Below are 20,519 nucleotides of genomic sequence, written 5' to 3' on the forward strand. Positions count from 1 at the left end.
AAGGGCACTGACAGATATGGAATTTTGCCATTTATATGATGATTGTCCAATGGCAATTTTAATATATTTCATATTTTGTTAGTGAGCTACAAATCTTGATAGGAGGTATTCTTTTTGAAAATTTATGTAGATCCTGGTCATGGAGGTAGTGACCCTGGTGCACAGGGCAATGGTTTAAGGGAAAAAAATATAACATTGGATATTAGCCAACGTATCCGCTCCATATTGATAAATAATTACCGCAATGTAAATGTCCGCCTAAGTCGTGACGGTGACATAACGAAAAGCTTGCAGCAAAGAACAAATGAGGCGAATGCTTGGGGAGCGGACTATTTTCTTTCTATTCATTGCAATGCTTTTAATGGAAACGCTAGAGGCTATGAAGATTTTATTCACAGCAATTTATCGGATTCCTCGCAAACTGCTAGATATCGTAATGTCCTCCATACAGAAATAACCAAAGTAAACCAGCTTAGAAATCGTGGCAAGAAAAAAGCAAACTTTCATGTATTAAGAGAATCTAACATGTCAGCAATCCTTACAGAGAATGGATTTATCGATAACCAAAACGATGCAGCTTTAATGCGAAACGCTTCATGGCGACAAAAAGTAGCACAGGGACATGTAAATGGCCTTGCGAAAGCCTTTAATCTCCAACTTAAAGAAGAAGATCACGATGGTGACAACGGTTCTGGTCAGCTATTTAAGGTTATCGCCGGATCATTTAAATCTAAGGCAAATGCGGAACAGCGAGTTGAAGAATTGGAAAGCAAGGGGATTAGTTCCTTTTTAGATAGCCTTAGCCTCTCAGGTGAGATATGGTTCCGCGTCCAAGCTGGCGCCTTTTCCGATCGAGATAATGCTGAGGAACAGTTAACTAGAGTAAGAAATGCCGGTATACGTGATGCTTATAATATAAGTGAGGATTAAAAGGAAAGAGGATGGGACATAACTAAATCAACTATGCTTAAATACGATTAATAAGCTTAAGCACCGCTTCGGCAGAACACTTCGCTTTCCACGGGCACGGCCTCAGCCTCCTCGTGGAAAGAACACCACTGCGGGGTCTTCGGACTCGTGCTGTTCCCGTTGGACAAGAAAGGCTGCGCCAGCGACACATCGCACGCAGAAAATGCGATAGCATTTTCAAGGAGTCTCCGCGTTCTGCCTACGCTAAAATAAGAAAACCCGAACTAGGCAAACCTTTATTAACGGATTTGCAAGTTAGTTCGGGATTTCATGTGTTAAGAGAACTTTTTTCTCAGCCTCTCTATTTATGATTTATCTAGTACGAGCTTTCTCAATGCTTCTGCAACGCCATCATCATTGTGATCTCCAGTCACATATGTACATTGCTGCTTCACTTCTTCCTCTGCGTTGCCCATTGCAATACTCATACCAGCTTTCTCGAACATAGAAAGATCATTAAAATTATCCCCAATTGCTACCGTATTTTCCATTGGCACAGCGAAATATTCAGCTATTAACTCCAATGCATGTCCCTTACTCGCTTCTGGATGACCAATTTCAAGCTTTTGCCTCCCGGAGGTTGTAATAGAGATATCTGTGCGACCGGCAATCTGATTACGGAGTTTTTCTAATTCCTCTTTATAAAAAGACATCACGAATAGCTTATAAACTTGTTTATTGGTAAAATCAATGTCTGCGTAACCGGGCACACGCTTCAGCCCATGCTGTTGGTATTGGATTTCTACAATTTCTTCAGCCCAGCTTGGATCCATCTCATCAAGCTGCTTAATTTCCTCTTCTAACTGACTCTTACCATTTTCCTCTACCAATACACCGTCTTTTGTATAGATTTCGTAATACAAGCCACTTTTCTCTAAAATTTGCATTAAAGATTTCAGCACTTGATCTGTAAAGTGAAGATTATGGATTGCTTCTGCTTGATGAAGAGATTTTGCACCATTGCCAGTAATAATTGGACAGGTAATAGTAGCACGTCGCATAATTTCCTTCGTATCGTGCAACGACCTCCCTGAAGATATTGCCACCACATGTCCTTTCTCCTGTGCTTCCTTAATTGCCTTAATATTCCCTTTACTAATCGTTCCATTACTAGAAAGAAGTGTTCCATCTAAGTCAATAGCGATAAGCTTCATCCTTTTCCCTCCCCGATTGGAAATGAGGCTGGGACATAAATAAGTCGTCTATGCTTAATTACGAATAATACGTTTTAGCACCGCTTCGGCAGAACACTCCGCTTTCCACGGGCACGGCCTCAGCCTCCTCGTGGAAAGGGCACCACTGCGGGGTCTTCGGACTCGCGCTGTTCCCGTTGGACAAGGAAAGCTACGTCAGCGATGCATCGCACGCAGAAAATACGAATGTATTTTCAAGGAGTCTACGTGTTCTGCCTACGCTAAAATGAGAAAACCCGAACTAAACTAACCCTTCTTCAAGGAATTGCGTTATAGTTCGGATTTTCATGTGTTAAGAAAACTTTTGTCCCATCCTCACCATTTTTTATTTTATCACTCGGAAAAAGCGGGAACAATATTGAGGCTTTTATTAGCTTCACCATTACTCCACTTCAATCAAGTATGCAGTTATCTCGCTTATTTTGCCATTTTTAAACTTATTGAGCTTGTAAATGTCACAAAAAGCGTACTTTTTCTTTTTACCGTTCCCGTCATCCAATGTCATCGTTCCTTCGATTACTGCAGTATTTCCATGGGTAATGATTTGCTTTGTTTGATGGGGAGCCTTAAAGCCTCTCATAGGTTCCAACTCTTTGATAACTGTATCCTTTCCCTTGATGACTTTATCTCCGACCATGTTCCATATAATGTCGTCTGCAATATTACGGATGAGTGTATCCACATCTCCTGTCATAAAAGCATTATTGATCTCCTTAAAGAATTCCTGATTTTTTGACATTTCGTGTGTACCTCCCTCATATTTTCTTTACTATAGCATGCTTTTATCTGTAACACTATTCTCTTTGTTATTTAGAAATTAGAGCAGGAGATCACGAATAAAGAAAGAATTAGTATATGACTAAACAATTCATTATTAAGGAGTGTGATTTTATGACGAGCCCAATTAAAAACCAGCTAAATACAGTATTTGTTCCCGTAAGTGATTTGCATGCTTCAGTGGAATGGTACTGTCGCCTACTTGGTCAAGCCTATGACCTCGAGAGTGTAAAGGAGCCCATTTATAATATGGACATTAACCATTATACTGGCCTTCTTTTAGACGCCGGCCCTCCGAATAAACAACAACAAGTCTCACCATCTAAGCACCCTATCTTTAATTTTCACACCGATGACATTGATGAAGCTTATTCCTATGTACAAGAATTAGGTTATGAGATTAATGCGCCAATTGAGCGTTTTGACAACTTGGCCTTTTTTAACGTAAAGGACCCAGACGGGAATATTATCATGATTTGTAATGGTTAAACATAGAAAACTTTTTCTCTGTTGTGTGGTTTTTTCCGTTAAGAATCGGTTTAAGGCCCTTTTTTAGGAACAAAAGCCCCGCTGGATTGCTTTCTTCCAACAGGGCTTTTCATCTTACTCTTTTGTTAAATTTTTCGTGCTTCTTACTGTATCGATAGGACGGACCATTTTTTCTATTTGATCGCGTTGTAGCTCTAAAAATGGAGGCAGAGACAGTTTCTCACCAAGGGTTTCATAAGGCTCGTCTCCCATAAAGCCTGGCCCATCTGTCGCAAATTCAAAGAGAATCTGTGGCGCTACTCTTGCGTACAGTGACTCAAAGAAGTGTCGATCCACATAACCTGATGTTTGGAAACCAAAGTTATCCATGCGTGTAATCCATTCTTCTAGAACAGCGCGGTCTTCTACACGGAAAGCAACATGGTGAACGGTTCCATAGCCCTGAACTGCGTTTGGTAAAACAGGGTTATATTCAACCACAACTTGCGCACCATTTCCTCCTTCCCCAACCTCAAATAGATGAAAAGCTCCTTCACTAGCAACCTCTTTAAATTGCAATACTTTTTCAAGTACTTCTTTGAAATAATCCAAATTGGCAATTCGTACAAAAATAGGACCGAGCCCAGTGATGGCATGCTCTAATGGTACAGGGCCATTTTGCCATGGTGTACCGGAAGCCACCCCTTCATTCTTTTCGTCAGAGATAAGTTGGTATTGTTGATCATCGAAGTCCACAAAAGAAAGGGTCCTTTTACCGAATTGTTCCTTGATGCCTGTATGTTTTACTTCCAGACGATCAAATCGGTTTACCCAATAGTCCAGGGCTGTATCATTTGGTACACGGAAGGATGTTTTAAAAATCTCGTTTGTACCATGACTTCCTTTTGGTATTCCTGGGAAATCAAAAAAGGTCATATCTGTCCCAGCACTTCCTTTATCATCTGCAAAGAAGAGATGGTATGTTTGAATATCATCCTGATTCACCGTTTTTTTCACAAGTCGCATTCCAAGTACATAAGTGAAAAACTCATAATTTTTTTCTGCGCTGCTCGTTATTGCTGTCACATGGTGAATTCCTTTAAGGCCATTCATAATGAAATCCTCCTTCATGCTATTTACACTTAATTAATATATTCTTAATTAAATATAAATATAACATGGATTTAGGAGAGAGTCTAATGGTTGACCTTCAAAATTCTGCCCTTAAGACGGTTACATTTTTCTTATAGTTTTTTACCCCCGACAAGGTGATCCATAAACGCTTCATAACTCTTAGCATGAATTAGCTTTTCTACAAGTTTTTGGCTGGCCACAATTCTTCCAAGTTCTTCATACATAGATTGAAGATCCTCTTGACTGTTTTTCTTCACACAGAGTACACATATAAATTGTACAGGCTTTTCGCTCCAAATAATCGGGTTCTGCAAGGTGCATACTGATAAAAATGTTCGCGTCGTTTGGGGTGTAATAGGGTGTGGAATGGCTACTAGGTTCCCATAAGAAGTCGGGGCTACTTCCTCCCTTTCATAGATAGCAGAAAGGAACGTTTCGTCTACTAGAGATCGCTCAGCTAATTGAGTTGTAATAAACGCCATTGTTTCTTCTCTTGATGTAAAATTCATGTTTAAAAACATTAAATCCTTTTCAAAGAATTGTAATGAATTATTTTGTTTTTTTGCTATAAAACGATCTACCTTTTCCATATCTCTACTTCCCAATACAGCATTCACCTCTAACACTGGAACTGGAAGGTTTTCTTTAATCGGGATGGAGCTAATAATGAAATCAATATCTACCAACGACCGTTTGCTTAACTTATAAAATTCTGTTGTATCTACCACATCAAGCCGTTCTCCAAATTGGTTTTTTAACCGGTAGTAGATTAGTTGAGCTGTCCCTAGCCCTGATGCACAAACAATCAGGCACCTTAATGGTCCTGTTGTGAGTTTTCTCCTTTCAATAGCGGCTCCTATATGTAATGCTAAATAACCAATCTCACCCTCATTGATTTTTGTTTCTGTATGTTGTTCGATCACTAATCCCGCTAATATTCCCGCCTCAAAGGCAAGCGGATAATTTCTTTTTATATCAGCAAGCATGGGATTTCGAATATTCATTCCATATTTATAGCGATTAACGGCTGGTTTTAAATGAAGGGATAATGCCATCACTAATTCAGGGTCATCCTTTACCCCGAGAGTCAATTCTTTTTCGATTTTTTCAAGTATCTTCGTTACAATTTGCATAATGTCTTCTTCTATTACATGCTTCATCACCTTAGACTCGCCATTAATATGGGTTATCATTTTAGTTCCTAACAAGTGAATCGCGATATAGGCAGTTTCTTCGTTTGGAAAGGTGACGTTAAACTTGTCCTCCACACTGCTAACAATATTTTGAGCAACCGCATACTCTCTTTGCTCTTCAATCTGCTTTGTGTCCATTTTGTACAAATTCACGTGATTACCGCTTCTTATTCGTTCATAGGCAATCGCGATATGAATGACAAGATTTTGGATGGCGATATCGGATAATGTAATATCATGTGCTTTAATCCTTAATAAAATGAGGTCTTGTATACTAGCAAGATCTGATTTCGTTAAATAAGAGAATAAGGGATCCAAGTAATGGCCCCCTTCTCCATGTGTGTGGTTAAAGATATTCTCTGCGATACAGAACCTGATCTTCACTTCATCCCCTTTAATTATTAGTCCGTGATTAGGACGAGAATGAAGAGTGAGCTTATAAGAATCAAGAAGTCTTTTCACATCTTTTAGATCATTTTGCACCGTTGATTTGCTAACAAATAATTCATCAGCTAAATCTTCCAGTTTGATATAGGCTTCCTCAAGCAATAAACGAAGCATAATATATTGGACACGATCTTTAGGAGTTTGCGGAAGTGCTTCGTCACTAGCAAAGATATACTCTGACATTTCCGTCAAAAAATGCCGAAATCGATGTTCATCGGTTATATTTAATTGATAACCCTTTCCCATAACAGCTTCGATTGTCGCCCCGTTATTCATTAGGATTAAATTTAGATTTCGTATGTCCTCTCTGGTAGTTCTAGTACTTACGTCATTAATATGGGCAAGGTACTTCCCTGTAACAGATGTTTCTGTTTGCATGAGTTCCTTTAAAACCTTTCTCATTCTGGAGTTCATCATCATGACTCTCCTCTACAAGCTTTCTTTGTATGTGCTACTTTTTTAAATAGGACTATTAATCTCATTAATAGGAGTGTAGAGTGCCGAGGCACTCTACTAATTCTCCACGTATACTTGTCGCTCAAGCTATCTAAAATCCATTACGCTTTGAAACTTCTTTGAACCATTTGGCACTTTTCTTAGGTGTTCTTTCCATTGTTTCAAGATCCACCGAGTAAAATCCATACCTATTTTTATAAGCATTCATCCAAGACCAGTTGTCCATAAAGGTCCACAGATGGTAACCCTTTGCATTACAGCCTTCTTCCATCGCTTTATGCAGCCATTTGAGATGTTCTCGAATAAAGGCGATACGGTAATCATCCTGGATTTCTCCATCTTCCATAAATCGTTCTTCGTTTTGTACGCCCATGCCATTTTCCGAAATAAACGACGCTATATTCCCGTAATTATCTTTTAAATTTACCATGATATCGTAGATGCCCTTTTCATAGATTTCCCAACCACGATATTTATTCATTTTTCTTCCAGGCATTTCATATGGATCGAAAAACCAATCCGGCATAAAGGGACCCTCTTTATTTGGTTCATGTTCTTTCGCTTTAACACGTCTTGGCTGGTAGTAATTTACACCTAATAAATCGACGGTATTGTTTTGGATTAATGCTGTATCCTCTGGCAACGTTTCTGGCAGGTGATCGTACTGTCTTAAAAGCTCTACTAGCTCCTCAGGATATTTACCTAAAACAGCAGGGTCTAAAAAGCTCCGATTAAAAAACAAATCGGCAATTCGGGAAGCCTTAAGGTCTGCAGGATGTTGGCTTCTTGGATATGAAGGAGTTAAGTTCAAAATAATACCTATTTTCCCCTTCTGTCCTGGTAAACGATGAAAAGCTTCTACAGCTTTTACATGCGCAATAATCGTATGGTATGCAACCTGTACAGCCTTTTTAGCATCAACTATATTAGGATAATGAAAATCATAGAGGTAACCGCCTTCAACGGGTACGATCGGTTCATTAAACGTAAACCAGACATTCACGCGATCGCCAAACAAGTGAAAACATTCGGTTGCATACGTTACATAGGCCTCCACTACATCCCGGCTTTCCCAACCACCTTCTTCTTGCAATGCATAAGGCATGTCAAAGTGATAGAGATTTATAAAGGGTTCTATCCCATTATCTGATAACGCATTAATTACGGCGTTATAAAAAGCCACTGCCTCCTGATTAACTTCTCCTCTACCACCGGGAATAAGACGAGACCAGGAGATCGAAAAGCGAAACGTATTATGCCCAATTTCCTTCATTAACGCAATATCTTCTTTATAACGATGGTAAAAGTCAGAAGTTTTCTCTGGGCCCACCCCTTCAAAAAAACGATTCTCTTCTGTCTGGTACCAGTGATCCCAAATATTGTTACCTTTCCCGCCTTCCGTGGCTCCTCCTTCAATCTGTGTGGCAGAAGTTGCGCTCCCCCACCAGAAGCCATCAGGGAATAAATAGTCTGTTTGTTTTGCCATCTCTTTCCCTCCACTTTATTTATTACGGTAGATTTCAATAATCTCAATAGCTAGGTCTCTGACAGTCATCGCTGTCATTAAGTGGTCCTGTGAATGAATTAGCATGACGTTGATCAGATTTTCTTCTCCATTTGCCTCTTTTTGTAGCAGCTGGGTTTGATAGTAATGCGCTTTACTTAATTCTTCTCCTGCTTCTTCTACCAACCGATCCGCCTCCGTGAAATTTCCTCTTTTTGCTTCCTGGATTGCTTCCATCACGTTGGATTTTCCATTTCCAGCAAACAATATAATTTGAAAAGCAATTTCTGTTGTCGTCTCCACAAGCTACCCACCTCGAAAGTCTATTAATATATGTTCCATTTCTACTTTTACTTATTAGCCTTAAGCTACATCTTTTCCTTCTGTTTTCTCTGTTTCATAGTAATTTTTATCCAAAATCTTTAAGAACGGCCACCAAATGGACACTACGACCAGTAAATTAAAGGCCTGCAGTACCCCGCCCTGCCATGCATTTCCTGTAGCCAGGAATCCATTTAAAATAGGCGGTGTTGTCCATGGCACAATAACCCCTGCTGGAGGTGGCACCAACCCTGTTTGCATTGAAAAATACGTAATCAGTGTCACCACAACTGGTGCAAGCAGCCATGGAATTAAGATTAATGGATTCATGATAATTGGCAAGCCAAAAATGATCGGTTCATTCACATTAAATAAGCCTGCTGGTGCCCCAAGTTTACCTAGCTCTTTTAACTGTCTGCTTTTTCCTATCATGAAGATGAGGATAATGACTGCAAGCGTCATACCAGAACCACCCATACCTACTAAAAATGAATCGATAAACTGTTTCGTAATAATATTAGGTAGCTCTGTACCTGCTTGAAACGCAGCAAGATTCTGATCATTAAGTGTATACCAAATTGGATCAAACACGGAGTTTATAATAATTTGACCATGAAGTCCGAAGAACCAAAAGACTTGAATTAATAACACCGCAATAATTGTTGCAGGTAGCCCACTTCCAAGTATGGTTAGAGGCTGCTGAATAACACTATAAATAAAGTTCTGTACAGTCTCGAAGTTTGTATAACTAAAAATTATTCGGATTATCAAGAAAACGGTTAAAGTCAATGTAATTGGAATTAATGCACTAAAGGACCTTGAAACAGCACCTGGCACACCCGCTGGCATTTTTATGGTCCAATTTTTATTAACAAAAAACCGATATAATTCTGCTGAAATAAATGCTGTGAAAATACCAAGAAACATCCCTTCTGCACCAAGGACTGACGTGGGAATAACACCTGATACCCCTTCTAGCACCTGTGGGGTCATGATTAAAAAGGCTGCTAACGCTACGACACCCCCATAGATTGCTTCCCCACCGTAATGCTCTGTCAGCTTATAACCAATCCCAATCATTACAAATACACCCATGATACTTAAAGTTGCTGCCGAGGCTGGCCCAAGGGCGTTCTGGTATGCGGTAAATGCTTCCTCACTGATCATTTTGTCCAGGAAAGGAAAGTTAGCAATAACAACAAATATAGAACCGAAAATGATAAGTGGCAATGCCACCATAAAGCCATCCCTTAGGGCAGATAAATAACGATTGTTGTTTAGCTTATCTGCAATAGGTAATAACATGTTCTCTAAGAAACTCATGAACTTACTATTCATCATTGTTCCCCCTTTTCAATTGTTAATTTTTAATTAACGCTAAGGCCTTATCTAGTACGGCTTCTCCATCCACTCTCCCGTATGCAATCGGGTCAATAACATCAACTGGTATGCCATGTTCGTCTGCTACCGCCGTATACTTATTTTTCATAAAGCGCATCTGTGGCCCGATTAATAGTACATCCGCTTTTTCAATTTCTTTCATTACTTTGTCCTGTGCTACTGCCCAAATCGTAACCTCCACTCCTTTTTCCGTAGCTTTCTCCTCCATCTTTGTCACAAGTAAACTTGTCGACATTCCTGCAGAACATGCCAGCAAGATATTTTTCATGCTAATTCCTCCTTGTTTTTCCATCTACATAAACTATATTTTAAAAGCGCTTTCAACTAAACACATTCATTTTCCTTCACATAGTGGAAATGGTTATAAGCACGAACAAAGGCGCAAGCGCCCGTTTTAAGGAACGCCGACTAAGTTCGCCTCGTCCTGAGGCAACGTCGGCATGACCCGGATCCTCCGGGCCCACGTAGCGAGTGGAACGAATCAACTGAGATAATGTTTCATGCCCCTGCATCAGGGGTATGTCGGCGTTGGCCGGCAGGGCCGGTTTTAGTCGACCTTCCTTTATTTTACGAACCGATGATGACTTTCACCACAAGGGTATAAGTGCGACTAAGCCTCTGGTTAAAAGAAAAGCGCAGAGCGTCGTTTAGAAACGTAGCGGATGGAGCGAATCAACTGAGATAAAGGGATCACGGTGAGGATACGAACCGATGATGACTTATCGTAGGGCGATTTCGTGAAGTCGCCTAGTTTCTGGGCGCTGGAGCTGGACGTGGCTGTTCCTGTCTAAGAACAACATACCGCCATTTTTTTATACTTCCTTATCTATTGAAAAAGCTGTAGAGATGAACCTCCACAGCCGGCTTTCTGTTGTATCACTTTGTATTTACGTTAACGTTCAATTGCGCATACGTTTAGAGATAAAACGATTCTTTCAAATTGCTAACTATTACTGTGCTGGATATGTCTTTTGTAAAAACTGAACAGATTGTGTAATAAGCTCTTTTAAAACCTCTTCATCCACATCGTCTAGCTTGTTAATATACACACAAGCTTTTCCCGTTTTATGCTTACCAAATCTCTCTAGTAAGTTTTCTCTTTCTGTGTCCCCTGTAGCAAAATATAGACTGAACTTGGCCTTACGTGGTGAAAAACCAACGAGCATTGCATCCCCTTCATGGCCCGATTTATATTTATAATGATAGGATCCAAATCCAATCATGCTATCTCCCCACATCTTTGCTTGGTACCCTGTAGTTTCTGTGAAAATTTCCAAAAGCCTATATGCGTCCGCACGTTTTTTAGGATTTTCTACCGTTTCAATAAACGCTTCTACCTTTGCATCGTTTTCCTTTATTTTCTGCTCATACATCTATTTCGCCCCCTTGTTTAAAGTTATCTAGCTCGTTTTCTTATAAGGTATGTTATGGCTATAGTAGCATGAATTGGAGGGGAAATGTTCGAAAATATAGAAAACAAACTCACCTTTAAAAAAAGAACACCCGCTCATTTTATCGTGAGCCAAGGTGTTCTTTCTATTATTCCGTCACGCTTTCTAAGACGTCATCTATAATTTGTGAATTTGCAATTGGGCCTGTATACAGCCAAGCAGAGTCACCTGGGTATTCGTATATGTTGCCGTTTTGTACAGCCGGGATATTTTGCCAGATTGGGTCATCTAGCATTTTGGAGCCACTTTCCTTGTCATCATTAATAAGGAAAATATGATCTGCATCCAGCTCTGCTAGCTTCTCCAACGAAATTTCTGACCAGTTTGCAACAGTATCTCCTGAGATCTCTTGCACAACGTTTGGCGCCGTTAGACCTAAGTCATTATAAAGCACATCTCCACTGGATAAATTCTCATTTACAATATAAAAGGTGTCATTAAACAACCAAAGTGCAGCAGCAGATTCAGAACCAATAGCGCTACTAATTTCTTCTTTGGCGTTTGTTGCTTTTTCTTCGTAATCTGTTAATATTTGTTCCGCTTCTTCTTCTTTGGCAAATACTTTCGCTACGTCTTTAAGCTCTTCTCGCCATTCATTATTTTGCGCTTCTCCAACAACATAGGTTGGTGCTATTTTTGAATACTGTTCATATTTATTTCCTTCTACCATTTCGGCTGAATCCATAATAAGTAAGTCCGGCTCAAAGCTTGCTACAGCTTCATATGGGAGGTCACTTGGTATGGTTGGGACTTGTCCAAGATCATCCTGTAAGTAATCCTGCACATCTTCCCCGTCCCTTACTGACCATTGCGCGACTGGTGTTATATCAAGTGCCACTAAGTAATCTTCAAGATAGGATGCGATCACGTTTTGTGGGTTTGCTGGAACCTCTACTTCGTTTCCTACAGCATCAGTTATGGTACGCGTACCATTTTGCTCTTGCTCTGTTGACGTATCACCATTATCCTCTGCAGCATTGTCACTTTCCCCACATGCCGCAAGTAGGAGTGTTACAAAAAGAATGCCAGCTAGAACTAGCTTTTTATTAAAGTTCATTGTCTGTGTTCTCCTTTATAATAGATATCTATACTGTAACTTTTTTAATGATAACAATTTTCATTCTCATTTACAATAAAATAATGATTATTCCATGAAGATTATTTCTAATGTTATTGTCATTACTTTTCCCTTATAATAGAATGGCAACAGTTTTTAATTTGGTTACATATAAGGAGTATTCTTTATGTCTTTTCTAAATAGATTTTTCGCTACCAAAGGTCGGAAACCATCCAAGCCTTTAGTTGCCACAGGCATCCTTACGATTGGCTTGGTCTTACTATTACTTTGTATCGCCTCGTCTATCCTTTATGGGGCTTCTGATATTCAGTTAGCCACTATATGGCAAAGCTTAGCTCACTATGATCCCCAGCAGACATCTCATCAAATTATCCGCAATTTACGGATCCCAAGAGGATTGGCTGCTGCTTTAATTGGTGCGGCTCTTGCTGTATCCGGCTCGATCATGCAAGGGATGACGCGTAATCCACTTGCTTCTCCTTCGATTATGGGGGTTACAGCAGGTGCTACCTTTATGATGGCCATTGCTTTCGCTCTTATGCCTGAAGCTTCTAATGTGACGATTATGATCTGGGCATTTTTAGGTGCAGGAATTGGGGCAGGGATTGTATTTGGTGTGGGTTCAATCTCTAAAACTGGACTGACCCCTGTAAAGCTTGCCCTTGCCGGTACTGCAGTCACAGCACTTTTAAGTTCCGTTTCCTCGGCGATTGCCATTCACTTTAATATTGCTAAAGATCTTAGCTTTTGGTATGCAGGCGGAGTAGCAAGTGTGCAATGGGTTCATGTACAATTACTCGCCCCCATCGTCGTAATAGGTTTAATCATCGGACTGGCATTAAGCAGTTCGATTACAGTACTTAATTTAGGTGAAGACCTTGCAAGAGGACTTGGTCAAAAAACCCTTTTGATTAAAATTGTAGGGACCCTTGTTGTATTACTGTTAACAGGGGCGGCTATTTCGGTTGCAGGGACGATCGGTTTTATTGGTCTAGTCATTCCCCACATAACCCGTTTTCTTGTTGGGACAGATTATCGGTGGATTATTCCATGCTCAGCTATACTTGGTGCGATTTTACTCGTGACTGCTGACACCGTTTCTCGAATGGTGAACCCTCCATTTGAAACACCTGTAGGTACGATTACAGCATTAGTGGGCGTGCCTTTCTTCCTTTATCTCGCACGCCGTGAGGGGAGGACTAAATCATGAAAAAGCTAACACAATCTAAACAAGATTGGCTCGTTGCCATTTCGTTAATAATTGCCATTTTGCTAACACTTATCATTAGTTTAAACCTAGGGGTTATGCAAATATCCCCTCTAGATGTTTGGAAGACCCTAACAGGTAACGGGACCTCACAAACTGGTTTAATCTTATTTGATTTTCGTCTGCCTCGCATGGTTATCGCCCTCCTTATCGGAGCAGGAATGGCTGTTTCAGGAGCAATTTTGCAAAGTGTTACCCAAAATGAGCTGGCAGATCCGGGGATAATCGGAATTAATGCTGGAGCTGGCTTTGCTGTAGTTTTGTCCATTTACCTTTTCCAGTCTGGCAGTATAGACGCTTCTAGCACACCAGTCTTTTTGTTACCAGCCGCTGCTTTAATCGGTTCCATCGTGGCAGCTACTTTGATATATGCTATTTCCTGGAAGGATGGCGTTTCACCAATTCGCCTTATTCTTGTAGGGATTGGAATTAATGCCGCTTTCTCGGCTCTCATTATTGTATTTCAATTGAAAATGGATCCGAATGACTTTACAAGAGCAACTGTATGGTTATCAGGTGATATCTCGGGAACCGATTGGTCGTATGTAAATGCTTTGCTACCATGGATATTCATTTTATTACCAGTTGCCTTCCTTAAAGCAAATGCCTTAAACACCATGAATCTCGGGGATGATATTGCCAAAGGGTTAGGTACGAAAGTTGAACGAGAAAGAATGCTTCTATTAGTAACAGCCGTAGCCCTTGCAGGCTCAAGTGTTGCTGTAGGTGGGGGGATCGCTTTCTTAGGACTGGTTACCCCACATTTAGTTAAGAAACTTGTTGGAACGAGACATCAAGCTGTATTGCCTATCACAGCACTGATGGGGGGATTTCTTCTTCTCGTTGCCGACACGATAGGAAGGAATATTTTGTCCCCTTCGGAAATTCCAGTAGGACTAGTCGTTTCCGTAATAGGTGGAATTTATTTCATCTACCTGCTTATGAAGTCATAAAAATACGCCGAACGATCATTCGAAGCTTCTCGAAGCTCGAATTCGTTCGACGTTACTCTCTTTAAAAAGTAGAACCACTTGTTTCATTTCAATGTTCTAGCTCCGCTTTATAGAACCAGTTCTCTAGGTGGCTCCCCTTTTTTATTCATCAGACGTACTGCTATCGGTTCAATCTCTAACACGACTAAATTTGGGTCGTCCGGACCGTCGAAGTATAGCTTCATATGTTCATTCCATAGCGCTTTTTTTACTTCCTCTGAATCATTAAACGTTACTTTTCCTTCATACTCTACAAAACTGTCGCCAAACCCTTCTCCTTCATAGCCTAAAATGATATGCGTATAAGGGTTTTCTTCAATTTCTTCCGTCTTGTCCGTATCTTCATTTGTTGGTGTATAAAGCTTTAATCCATCGTTGTGAAAAGTCATATATCTTGAATGTGGCTTGTTCTTTTTCACTGTAGCCATTGTTCCGACATGACTGTTATCTAGTATATGCTCAACCTCTTTTTTAATTTCAGCTTGGCTGTCCATGGATATACACTCCTTTTATTATAGCTATTAGTATTATTCCATTCGGACAGACAAATTAAACATTATAATGGTGAATGCCTTAGTGTATTATGCCTTAACTGGCAGTATGGTCCGATTCGTTCAACTAACATTTGGTGGGAGGAAGGGCCCTCCACCAAATGAAGTTTCACTTTATATGACAAGGCCATCAAGCTAACCTTGCGATTAAGGTTCTCTTTACATTGGTTAATCGTTGTAAAGACTATCTTAATGATAAACAATCTTTCGGAACACCGCAGATTGCAAATACTTCGCTTTCCGTGGGCGAGTGGCGAGCCTACTCGGACTGGCGTCCTGTGGGGTCTCGCCGAACTCTTACTTCCCACTGGAGTCTACGTATATGCAATCCGCTAATATCAGTAGATATAGTCATTGTCAGCAACGGACTTTATCTGGGAAGCTTATACTAATAATTCTTAACTTACCTATTTCAAATAAATACGGCAACTATTGATATGATACAGCTTAGAGTTTCCATAAGAAAAAGCGAATGGTTAATTCAATCCGCTTTCTATATACAAATATCCTTAGCAATTAATGTTTTCTACCATATGGACCATGAATTTTTCGTTCTGTTTGGTTTTTAACCATACGTCTTGCCTTAATAAGTAGGATTGCATCTTCTAGCTCTGCTTTATTAAGCTCCATATGCCCCACACAGAACTTGTAGTCTTCCCATGTCTTATCCAGCTGCAAATCAATAATCAATTTATGTTTTTCTTCCTTTAGAATATCCTCTACCGTGACACCGTATAATTGAGCCATTTGGCAAAGATGGTCATGACTTGGTTCTCTTTTTCCAAGTTCATAACTCCAGACAACACTTTTAGTAAAGTGTAATTGTCTTGCTATTTCTTCTGGCGTATATCCTTTTTCTTCTCTCAGTTTTTTTAATTTATCCCCTATATCGCTCATGTGTACCTCCTGCTTAACCAATAGACTCCCTTTGTTATAAATTTGTATAGTTATCATCATAGCATATTTTTGTAAAATTTAAATCCTAATTTTAAACTCTTCTGAAAAATATATATTCTGTTTACAAAGTTAAAGCCAGAGGCGTCTGTCATGAATTTACTGTTTGTTTCATAGACTTATTCCATAAGAAAGACCGAGGAGGAGTGCTCATGGATAAAGCTCAATGGATCTCTGAAGAAGACATAAAGCGTTACGATATATTAAATAAGCAAAAGAAAGAATTGGAACAAGAAATGAACCGACTGAAGAAAAAGTTTCACACCTATCTTAACGAAGAAATAGGTGCAGACAAAGCCGGGGAAATTAAGCGGGGGAATTATCAGTTAAAACGACAAATAAGGTCTAGTATTCTCTATGAAACGGAATTAACACTTAAAAAGCTCGAGGATGCTAACCTCCATGACTTTATTCTAGTAGAGAGAAAGCCTGACACCGAAAAAATAGAAGCCGCAATAAAGCTTGGATTGGTAGAAAAGGAAGCATTTGAGGATTGTAAAAAGGTAAAAGCGACACAGGCAATTGTCGTAAAAGAAGTTTAGGTTTTTAATCATTCTTTAACCCTGAGCCGATTTATATAAAGTGAAACTTCATTTGTTGGGGGTTTCCCTTTCTCCCCCAACAAATGTTAGTTGAACGAATCGGACCTTTACTGGCAGTTGATCCCCCACTTAGAATGCTTGATTGTTTCCCGCATTCTTGAAGTGGGGGTCTTACTGCCAGTTAAGGCGGGATATATTCCTTTCATGTTATGTCATATAATGCTATGATATAGCTTTGAAGGACGTGATAAAGAATGAACGATTATCGAGTTGTAAAGGCTCTCAACAACAATGTTTTGATCGCCCTCGATCAAAACCAACAAGAAGTCGTTTTGATCGGTAAAGGGATTGGATTTAATAAAAGCAAGGATGCTGTTATCCCAGAAGATATAGTTGAGAAGTTGTTTGTATTGCGCAACCAGAGAGAACAGGAGCATTACAAAAGTTTAATACCTGTACTGGATGAAAACACGTTAAATACGATCATATCCTCCATTGAAATAATACGAAGAAGGACAAAAACTATCCTAAGTGAAAAGGTACATGTCGCCCTGACAGATCACATTCTTTTCGCCACAACTAGACTCCTGAACGGATTAACGATTAAAAATCCATTCTCAACTGAAACGAAAGCACTCTACCCATTTGAGTATGAAGTTGCAGCTGAAGTAGTGGAATTTATTAACCAATCTATGGAAATAGATTTACCTGAAGGAGAAATTGGATTTATCGCTTTACACGTCCATAGTGCCATGACTGATAAAACCGTTTCAGATGTTAATCGGTACTCTAAATTGATTATACAGCTGATTGAAATGATAGAGAAACAACTCCACGTGACCATTGATCGTAATGGAATGGAATATGCGCGTTTACTCCGCCACTTACGCTACACGATCGAGCGCGTGATAAACGATGAAAAGGTTCAAGAGCCAGAAAAAATTGCTACGCTATTGAAATCCGAGTATCCAACATGCTATAATCTCTCCTGGAAACTGATTAAAATTATGCAGCAAGCATTAAAGAAGCCAGTATATGAAGCAGAAGCAGTATATTTAACCATGCATCTGCAGCGGCTTATGACGAAATAATAATATAATATACGTGTTACTGATTCGATCAGGCATGAGTAGAGACGATAATAAAAAGTAATGATCTGAGGAGGCCATCCCTATCATACCTTTTTTCGTACCTATTCATGCCTTTTTTATGTGCTTTCGTATTTTAATTAGAGTCATTTATACAATTTAATAGGAGGTTTACCTATGTTTAAAAAAGCTTTTGGCGTGCTCCAAAAAGTTGGGAAGGCATTGATGTTGCCAGTAGCGCTTCTGCCAGCAGCTGGCTTACTACTTGGATTTGGTAATGCTGCTCAACAGGAAACAATGCTGGAATATCTGCCCTTTTTGAGCGCTGATTGGATTCAACTGCTAGCGACCGTTATGGAAGACGCTGGTGGAATTATATTTGATAATCTGGCACTTATATTCGCGGTCGGGGTAGCAATTGGATTAGCTGCAGATGGCGCAGCTGGTCTTGCGGCTATTGTAGGTTACTTAGTAATGAACCAGGTAATGAGTTCCTGGATTGGTGTAACCCCTGATATGATTGCCGCTGATCCCGGTTACGCAACAGTCTTAGGAATCCCTACCTTACAAACAGGTGTGTTTGGCGGGATTATTATTGGGCTGATTGCCGCTTTTTGCTACAACAAGTTTCACGATATTGAGATGCCTTCATTTCTTGGGTTCTTTGCAGGGAAGCGTTTTGTCCCTATAGCGACAGCAGCTGCAGCCTTTGTAGCAGGCTTAATGCTCCTTGTTATCTGGCCACCTGTCCAAGGTGCCATGAATAATGCTTCTTATTGGCTAATTGAAGAAGGAACTTATTTAGCAGTATTCTTCTTTGGGTTTATTAAACGATTATTAATACCATTTGGATTGCATCATATTTTCCATGCACCTTTCTGGTATGAATTTGGTTCTTACACGACAGAAGCAGGAAATATCGTTCGTGGTGACATGACCATCTTCTTTACTCAGTTAAAAGAGGGTGTAGAAATTACAGCTGGTAACTTTATGGCTGGGGAGTTCCCGATTATGATGTTCGGACTACCAGCAGCAGCACTTGCCATGTACCATGCAGCAAAACCATCTAGAAAGAAATTGGTTGCAGGATTATTAGGTTCTGCAGCATTAACATCCTTTTTAACGGGGATTACAGAACCACTTGAGTTTACATTCATGTTCATCTCACCATTGTTATTCTTCATACACGCAGTTCTGGACGGTCTATCATTCGTACTCATGACGATGTTCAGTGTTAATGTAGGATACACCTTCTCAGGTGGAGCCATTGACTTTGCGCTTTTTGGTATACTACCTAACCAGGAACCATGGTGGATCACGATTATTCTCGGCCTAATCTTTGGTGTTATTTACTATGTTATCTTCCGTTTCTTTATTAAGAAATTTAACCTGATGACTCCGGGAAGAGAAGAAGATGAAGAAGTTGAAGATGAAACAAAAACGGAAGCTGGAGACCTTGCATACAATGTATTAAATGCAATGGGAGGACCGCAAAACATCTCCCATTTAGACGCTTGTATTACAAGATTACGTGTCTCTGTTAACTCCATTAGCGATGTAGATAAAGACAAACTTAAAAAGCTCGGTGCAGCTGGCGTGCTTGAAGTAGGCGATAATATTCAAGCCATATTCGGCCCTCGTTCAGAGACCATAAAAGGACAAATACGGGATATTATGTCTGGCAGAAAGCCACGGGTAACAGAACCGAACCAGCAGGAAGAAGTAAAGCAGCAAATAGAGGAAGTAAACCCAAAAGCATTGCAGAATGAAGTCAACACAGATGAAGTAATTCATGCTCCATTACAAGGTGAGCTTGTTTCGATCACGGAAGTACCTGATGAAGTCTTTTCTGCTAAAATGATGGGGGATGGTTTTGCGATTATCCCTACTGACGGAACAGTTGTTTCACCAGTTGACGGAAAAGTAATTAATGTTTTCCCGACAAAACACGCGATTGGCCTCCAATCCGAGGGCAACAGAGAAATCTTAATTCACGTTGGCCTTGATACAGTTCATCTAGAAGGAAAAGGATTTAAAATCCTTATCGAGCAAGGTGAGAACGTAAAAGCTGGACAACCTCTATTAAAAGCAGATTTGGATTACATCGAGCAAAACGCTAAATCAATTATTACACCTATCGTCTTTACAAACCTGCAAGAAGGTGAAAACTTAACTATTCAAAAGCAAGGTAATGTCGAGACGAATGAAAAAGGTATTATTCAAATTGAAAAAGAATAAATAAATTTAAAGTGAATTTTTGACAAACCCCGAGGGCCTTTTTGTAGGTCGTTCGGGGTTGCTTTTCTCCCTATTAACTATTAAAAAGTTAACGATTTATTAAATAAACGTATCTTTTAGTAGTTAAATTGGTTATGAATTAGGCAAAAAGGCTTCCCTTTTCCTTATAACTTGTTTATAATTTAGCTAAAGAACAAGCGTTCTTTGGGTAGACATCGAAGCAAGGACTCTGATATGACGTGGCTTGCAGTCGTTATATTAGAAAGAGAAAGCCAAGCTCTTACGTGTGAAACGTACTCATTTTCCTGCGTCTATAAAATGAACAAAGTCACAAGAAACCTAAGATTGTTTATCGTATGTTCGTGCTCCGAGCTGGATATGAGTAAAACTTAGTAAAACGAAGATAAGACGTTATTACCCTTCTTCAAACAGGCAACGCTAATCCCCCAATTTCAGCGAACGCCACCAAAAACCTATACAACTTATGTGAACGGA

19 protein-coding genes are annotated in these 20,519 nt (G+C 39.8%); 7 read left to right on the top strand and 12 right to left on the bottom strand.

Annotation, left to right across the window (positions count from 1 at the left end; translation table 11 throughout):
• Positions 1 to 114: 114 nt before the first annotated feature.
• Positions 115 to 930 carry an N-acetylmuramoyl-L-alanine amidase gene (locus tag LG273_RS17625; RefSeq protein WP_404456178.1) on the top strand — a complete coding sequence of 272 codons (816 nt, stop codon included), beginning with the start codon at positions 115 to 117 and terminating at the stop codon, positions 928 to 930.
• Between the two features lie 344 nt (positions 931 to 1,274).
• Here the strand turns inward: LG273_RS17625 and LG273_RS17630 are convergent, their stop codons facing one another.
• Positions 1,275 to 2,123, bottom strand: a complete 849-nt coding sequence (locus LG273_RS17630; RefSeq protein ID WP_404456181.1) for a Cof-type HAD-IIB family hydrolase — start codon at positions 2,121 to 2,123, stop codon at positions 1,275 to 1,277.
• A gap of 421 nt (positions 2,124 to 2,544) precedes the next feature.
• Complete coding sequence (locus tag LG273_RS17635) at positions 2,545 to 2,901, bottom strand: nuclear transport factor 2 family protein (protein WP_404456183.1); 357 nt, start codon at positions 2,899 to 2,901, stop codon at positions 2,545 to 2,547.
• Between the two features lie 152 nt (positions 2,902 to 3,053).
• Here LG273_RS17635 and LG273_RS17640 point away from each other — a divergent pair, with 152 nt between their 5' ends.
• Entirely contained in the window at positions 3,054 to 3,428 is a 375-nt protein-coding gene (locus LG273_RS17640) for a VOC family protein (RefSeq protein ID WP_404456186.1), read from the top strand.
• 114 nt (positions 3,429 to 3,542) lie between these two features.
• Here LG273_RS17640 and LG273_RS17645 read toward each other — a convergent pair whose 3' ends face one another.
• From LG273_RS17645 to LG273_RS17680, 8 genes are all read right to left on the bottom strand, one after another.
• The gene (locus tag LG273_RS17645; RefSeq protein WP_404456189.1) at positions 3,543 to 4,520 is read right to left on the bottom strand and encodes a ring-cleaving dioxygenase; all 978 of its coding nucleotides are present in this window, start codon (positions 4,518 to 4,520) and stop codon (positions 3,543 to 3,545) included.
• Positions 4,521 to 4,651: 131 nt separating this feature from the next.
• Complete coding sequence (locus tag LG273_RS17650; RefSeq protein WP_404456192.1) at positions 4,652 to 6,583, bottom strand: BglG family transcription antiterminator; 1,932 nt, start codon at positions 6,581 to 6,583, stop codon at positions 4,652 to 4,654.
• A gap of 145 nt (positions 6,584 to 6,728) precedes the next feature.
• Positions 6,729 to 8,123 carry a glycoside hydrolase family 1 protein gene (locus LG273_RS17655; protein ID WP_404456195.1) on the bottom strand — a complete coding sequence of 465 codons (1,395 nt, stop codon included), beginning with the start codon at positions 8,121 to 8,123 and terminating at the stop codon, positions 6,729 to 6,731.
• Between the two features lie 15 nt (positions 8,124 to 8,138).
• A complete protein-coding gene (locus LG273_RS17660; RefSeq protein WP_379562596.1) occupies positions 8,139 to 8,444 on the bottom strand; it encodes a PTS lactose/cellobiose transporter subunit IIA in 306 nt (101 codons plus the stop codon).
• A gap of 60 nt (positions 8,445 to 8,504) precedes the next feature.
• Positions 8,505 to 9,803 carry a PTS cellobiose transporter subunit IIC gene (celB, locus tag LG273_RS17665; protein WP_404456198.1) on the bottom strand — a complete coding sequence of 433 codons (1,299 nt, stop codon included), beginning with the start codon at positions 9,801 to 9,803 and terminating at the stop codon, positions 8,505 to 8,507.
• A gap of 19 nt (positions 9,804 to 9,822) precedes the next feature.
• Entirely contained in the window at positions 9,823 to 10,131 is a 309-nt protein-coding gene (locus tag LG273_RS17670; protein ID WP_404456201.1) for a PTS sugar transporter subunit IIB, read from the bottom strand.
• A gap of 682 nt (positions 10,132 to 10,813) precedes the next feature.
• Positions 10,814 to 11,236, bottom strand: a complete 423-nt coding sequence (locus tag LG273_RS17675; protein WP_379562599.1) for a DUF1801 domain-containing protein — start codon at positions 11,234 to 11,236, stop codon at positions 10,814 to 10,816.
• A 166-nt stretch (positions 11,237 to 11,402) separates the two neighbouring features.
• A complete protein-coding gene (locus LG273_RS17680) occupies positions 11,403 to 12,371 on the bottom strand; it encodes an iron-hydroxamate ABC transporter substrate-binding protein (RefSeq protein ID WP_404456205.1) in 969 nt (322 codons plus the stop codon).
• 187 nt (positions 12,372 to 12,558) lie between these two features.
• On the opposite strand from LG273_RS17680, the gene LG273_RS17685 reads away from it, so the two are divergent.
• Positions 12,559 to 13,602, top strand: coding sequence for a FecCD family ABC transporter permease (locus LG273_RS17685; RefSeq protein ID WP_404456208.1), 1,044 nt, complete (start codon positions 12,559 to 12,561; stop codon positions 13,600 to 13,602).
• Positions 13,599 to 14,612 (top strand): FecCD family ABC transporter permease, encoded by a 1,014-nt coding sequence (locus tag LG273_RS17690; RefSeq protein ID WP_404456211.1) that lies wholly within the window; start codon positions 13,599 to 13,601, stop codon positions 14,610 to 14,612. Before LG273_RS17685 ends, LG273_RS17690 begins: the two co-directional genes overlap by 4 nt.
• A gap of 107 nt (positions 14,613 to 14,719) precedes the next feature.
• Here LG273_RS17690 and LG273_RS17695 read toward each other — a convergent pair whose 3' ends face one another.
• Both LG273_RS17695 and LG273_RS17700 read right to left on the bottom strand, forming a co-directional pair.
• Positions 14,720 to 15,145, bottom strand: coding sequence for a pyridoxamine 5'-phosphate oxidase family protein (locus tag LG273_RS17695; protein ID WP_404456214.1), 426 nt, complete (start codon positions 15,143 to 15,145; stop codon positions 14,720 to 14,722).
• 573 nt (positions 15,146 to 15,718) lie between these two features.
• Positions 15,719 to 16,099 (bottom strand): helix-turn-helix domain-containing protein, encoded by a 381-nt coding sequence (locus LG273_RS17700; protein WP_404456216.1) that lies wholly within the window; start codon positions 16,097 to 16,099, stop codon positions 15,719 to 15,721.
• 209 nt (positions 16,100 to 16,308) lie between these two features.
• On the opposite strand from LG273_RS17700, the gene LG273_RS17705 reads away from it, so the two are divergent.
• The 3 genes from LG273_RS17705 (at position 16,309) to ptsG (ending at position 20,024) form a co-directional block, all read left to right on the top strand.
• Positions 16,309 to 16,698, top strand: coding sequence for a hypothetical protein (locus LG273_RS17705; protein WP_404456219.1), 390 nt, complete (start codon positions 16,309 to 16,311; stop codon positions 16,696 to 16,698).
• 254 nt (positions 16,699 to 16,952) lie between these two features.
• Entirely contained in the window at positions 16,953 to 17,789 is an 837-nt protein-coding gene (gene glcT, locus LG273_RS17710; protein ID WP_404456222.1) for a glucose PTS transporter transcription antiterminator GlcT, read from the top strand.
• Between the two features lie 174 nt (positions 17,790 to 17,963).
• Positions 17,964 to 20,024: a glucose-specific PTS transporter subunit IIBC gene (ptsG, locus tag LG273_RS17715; protein WP_404456225.1), complete on the top strand. Its 2,061-nt coding sequence runs from the start codon at positions 17,964 to 17,966 to the stop codon at positions 20,022 to 20,024.
• Positions 20,025 to 20,519 lie beyond the last annotated feature (495 nt).

The sequence above is a fragment of the Oceanobacillus kapialis genome (assembly GCF_044790185.1).
Taxonomy (GTDB): domain Bacteria; phylum Bacillota; class Bacilli; order Bacillales; family Amphibacillaceae; genus Oceanobacillus_B; species Oceanobacillus_B kapialis.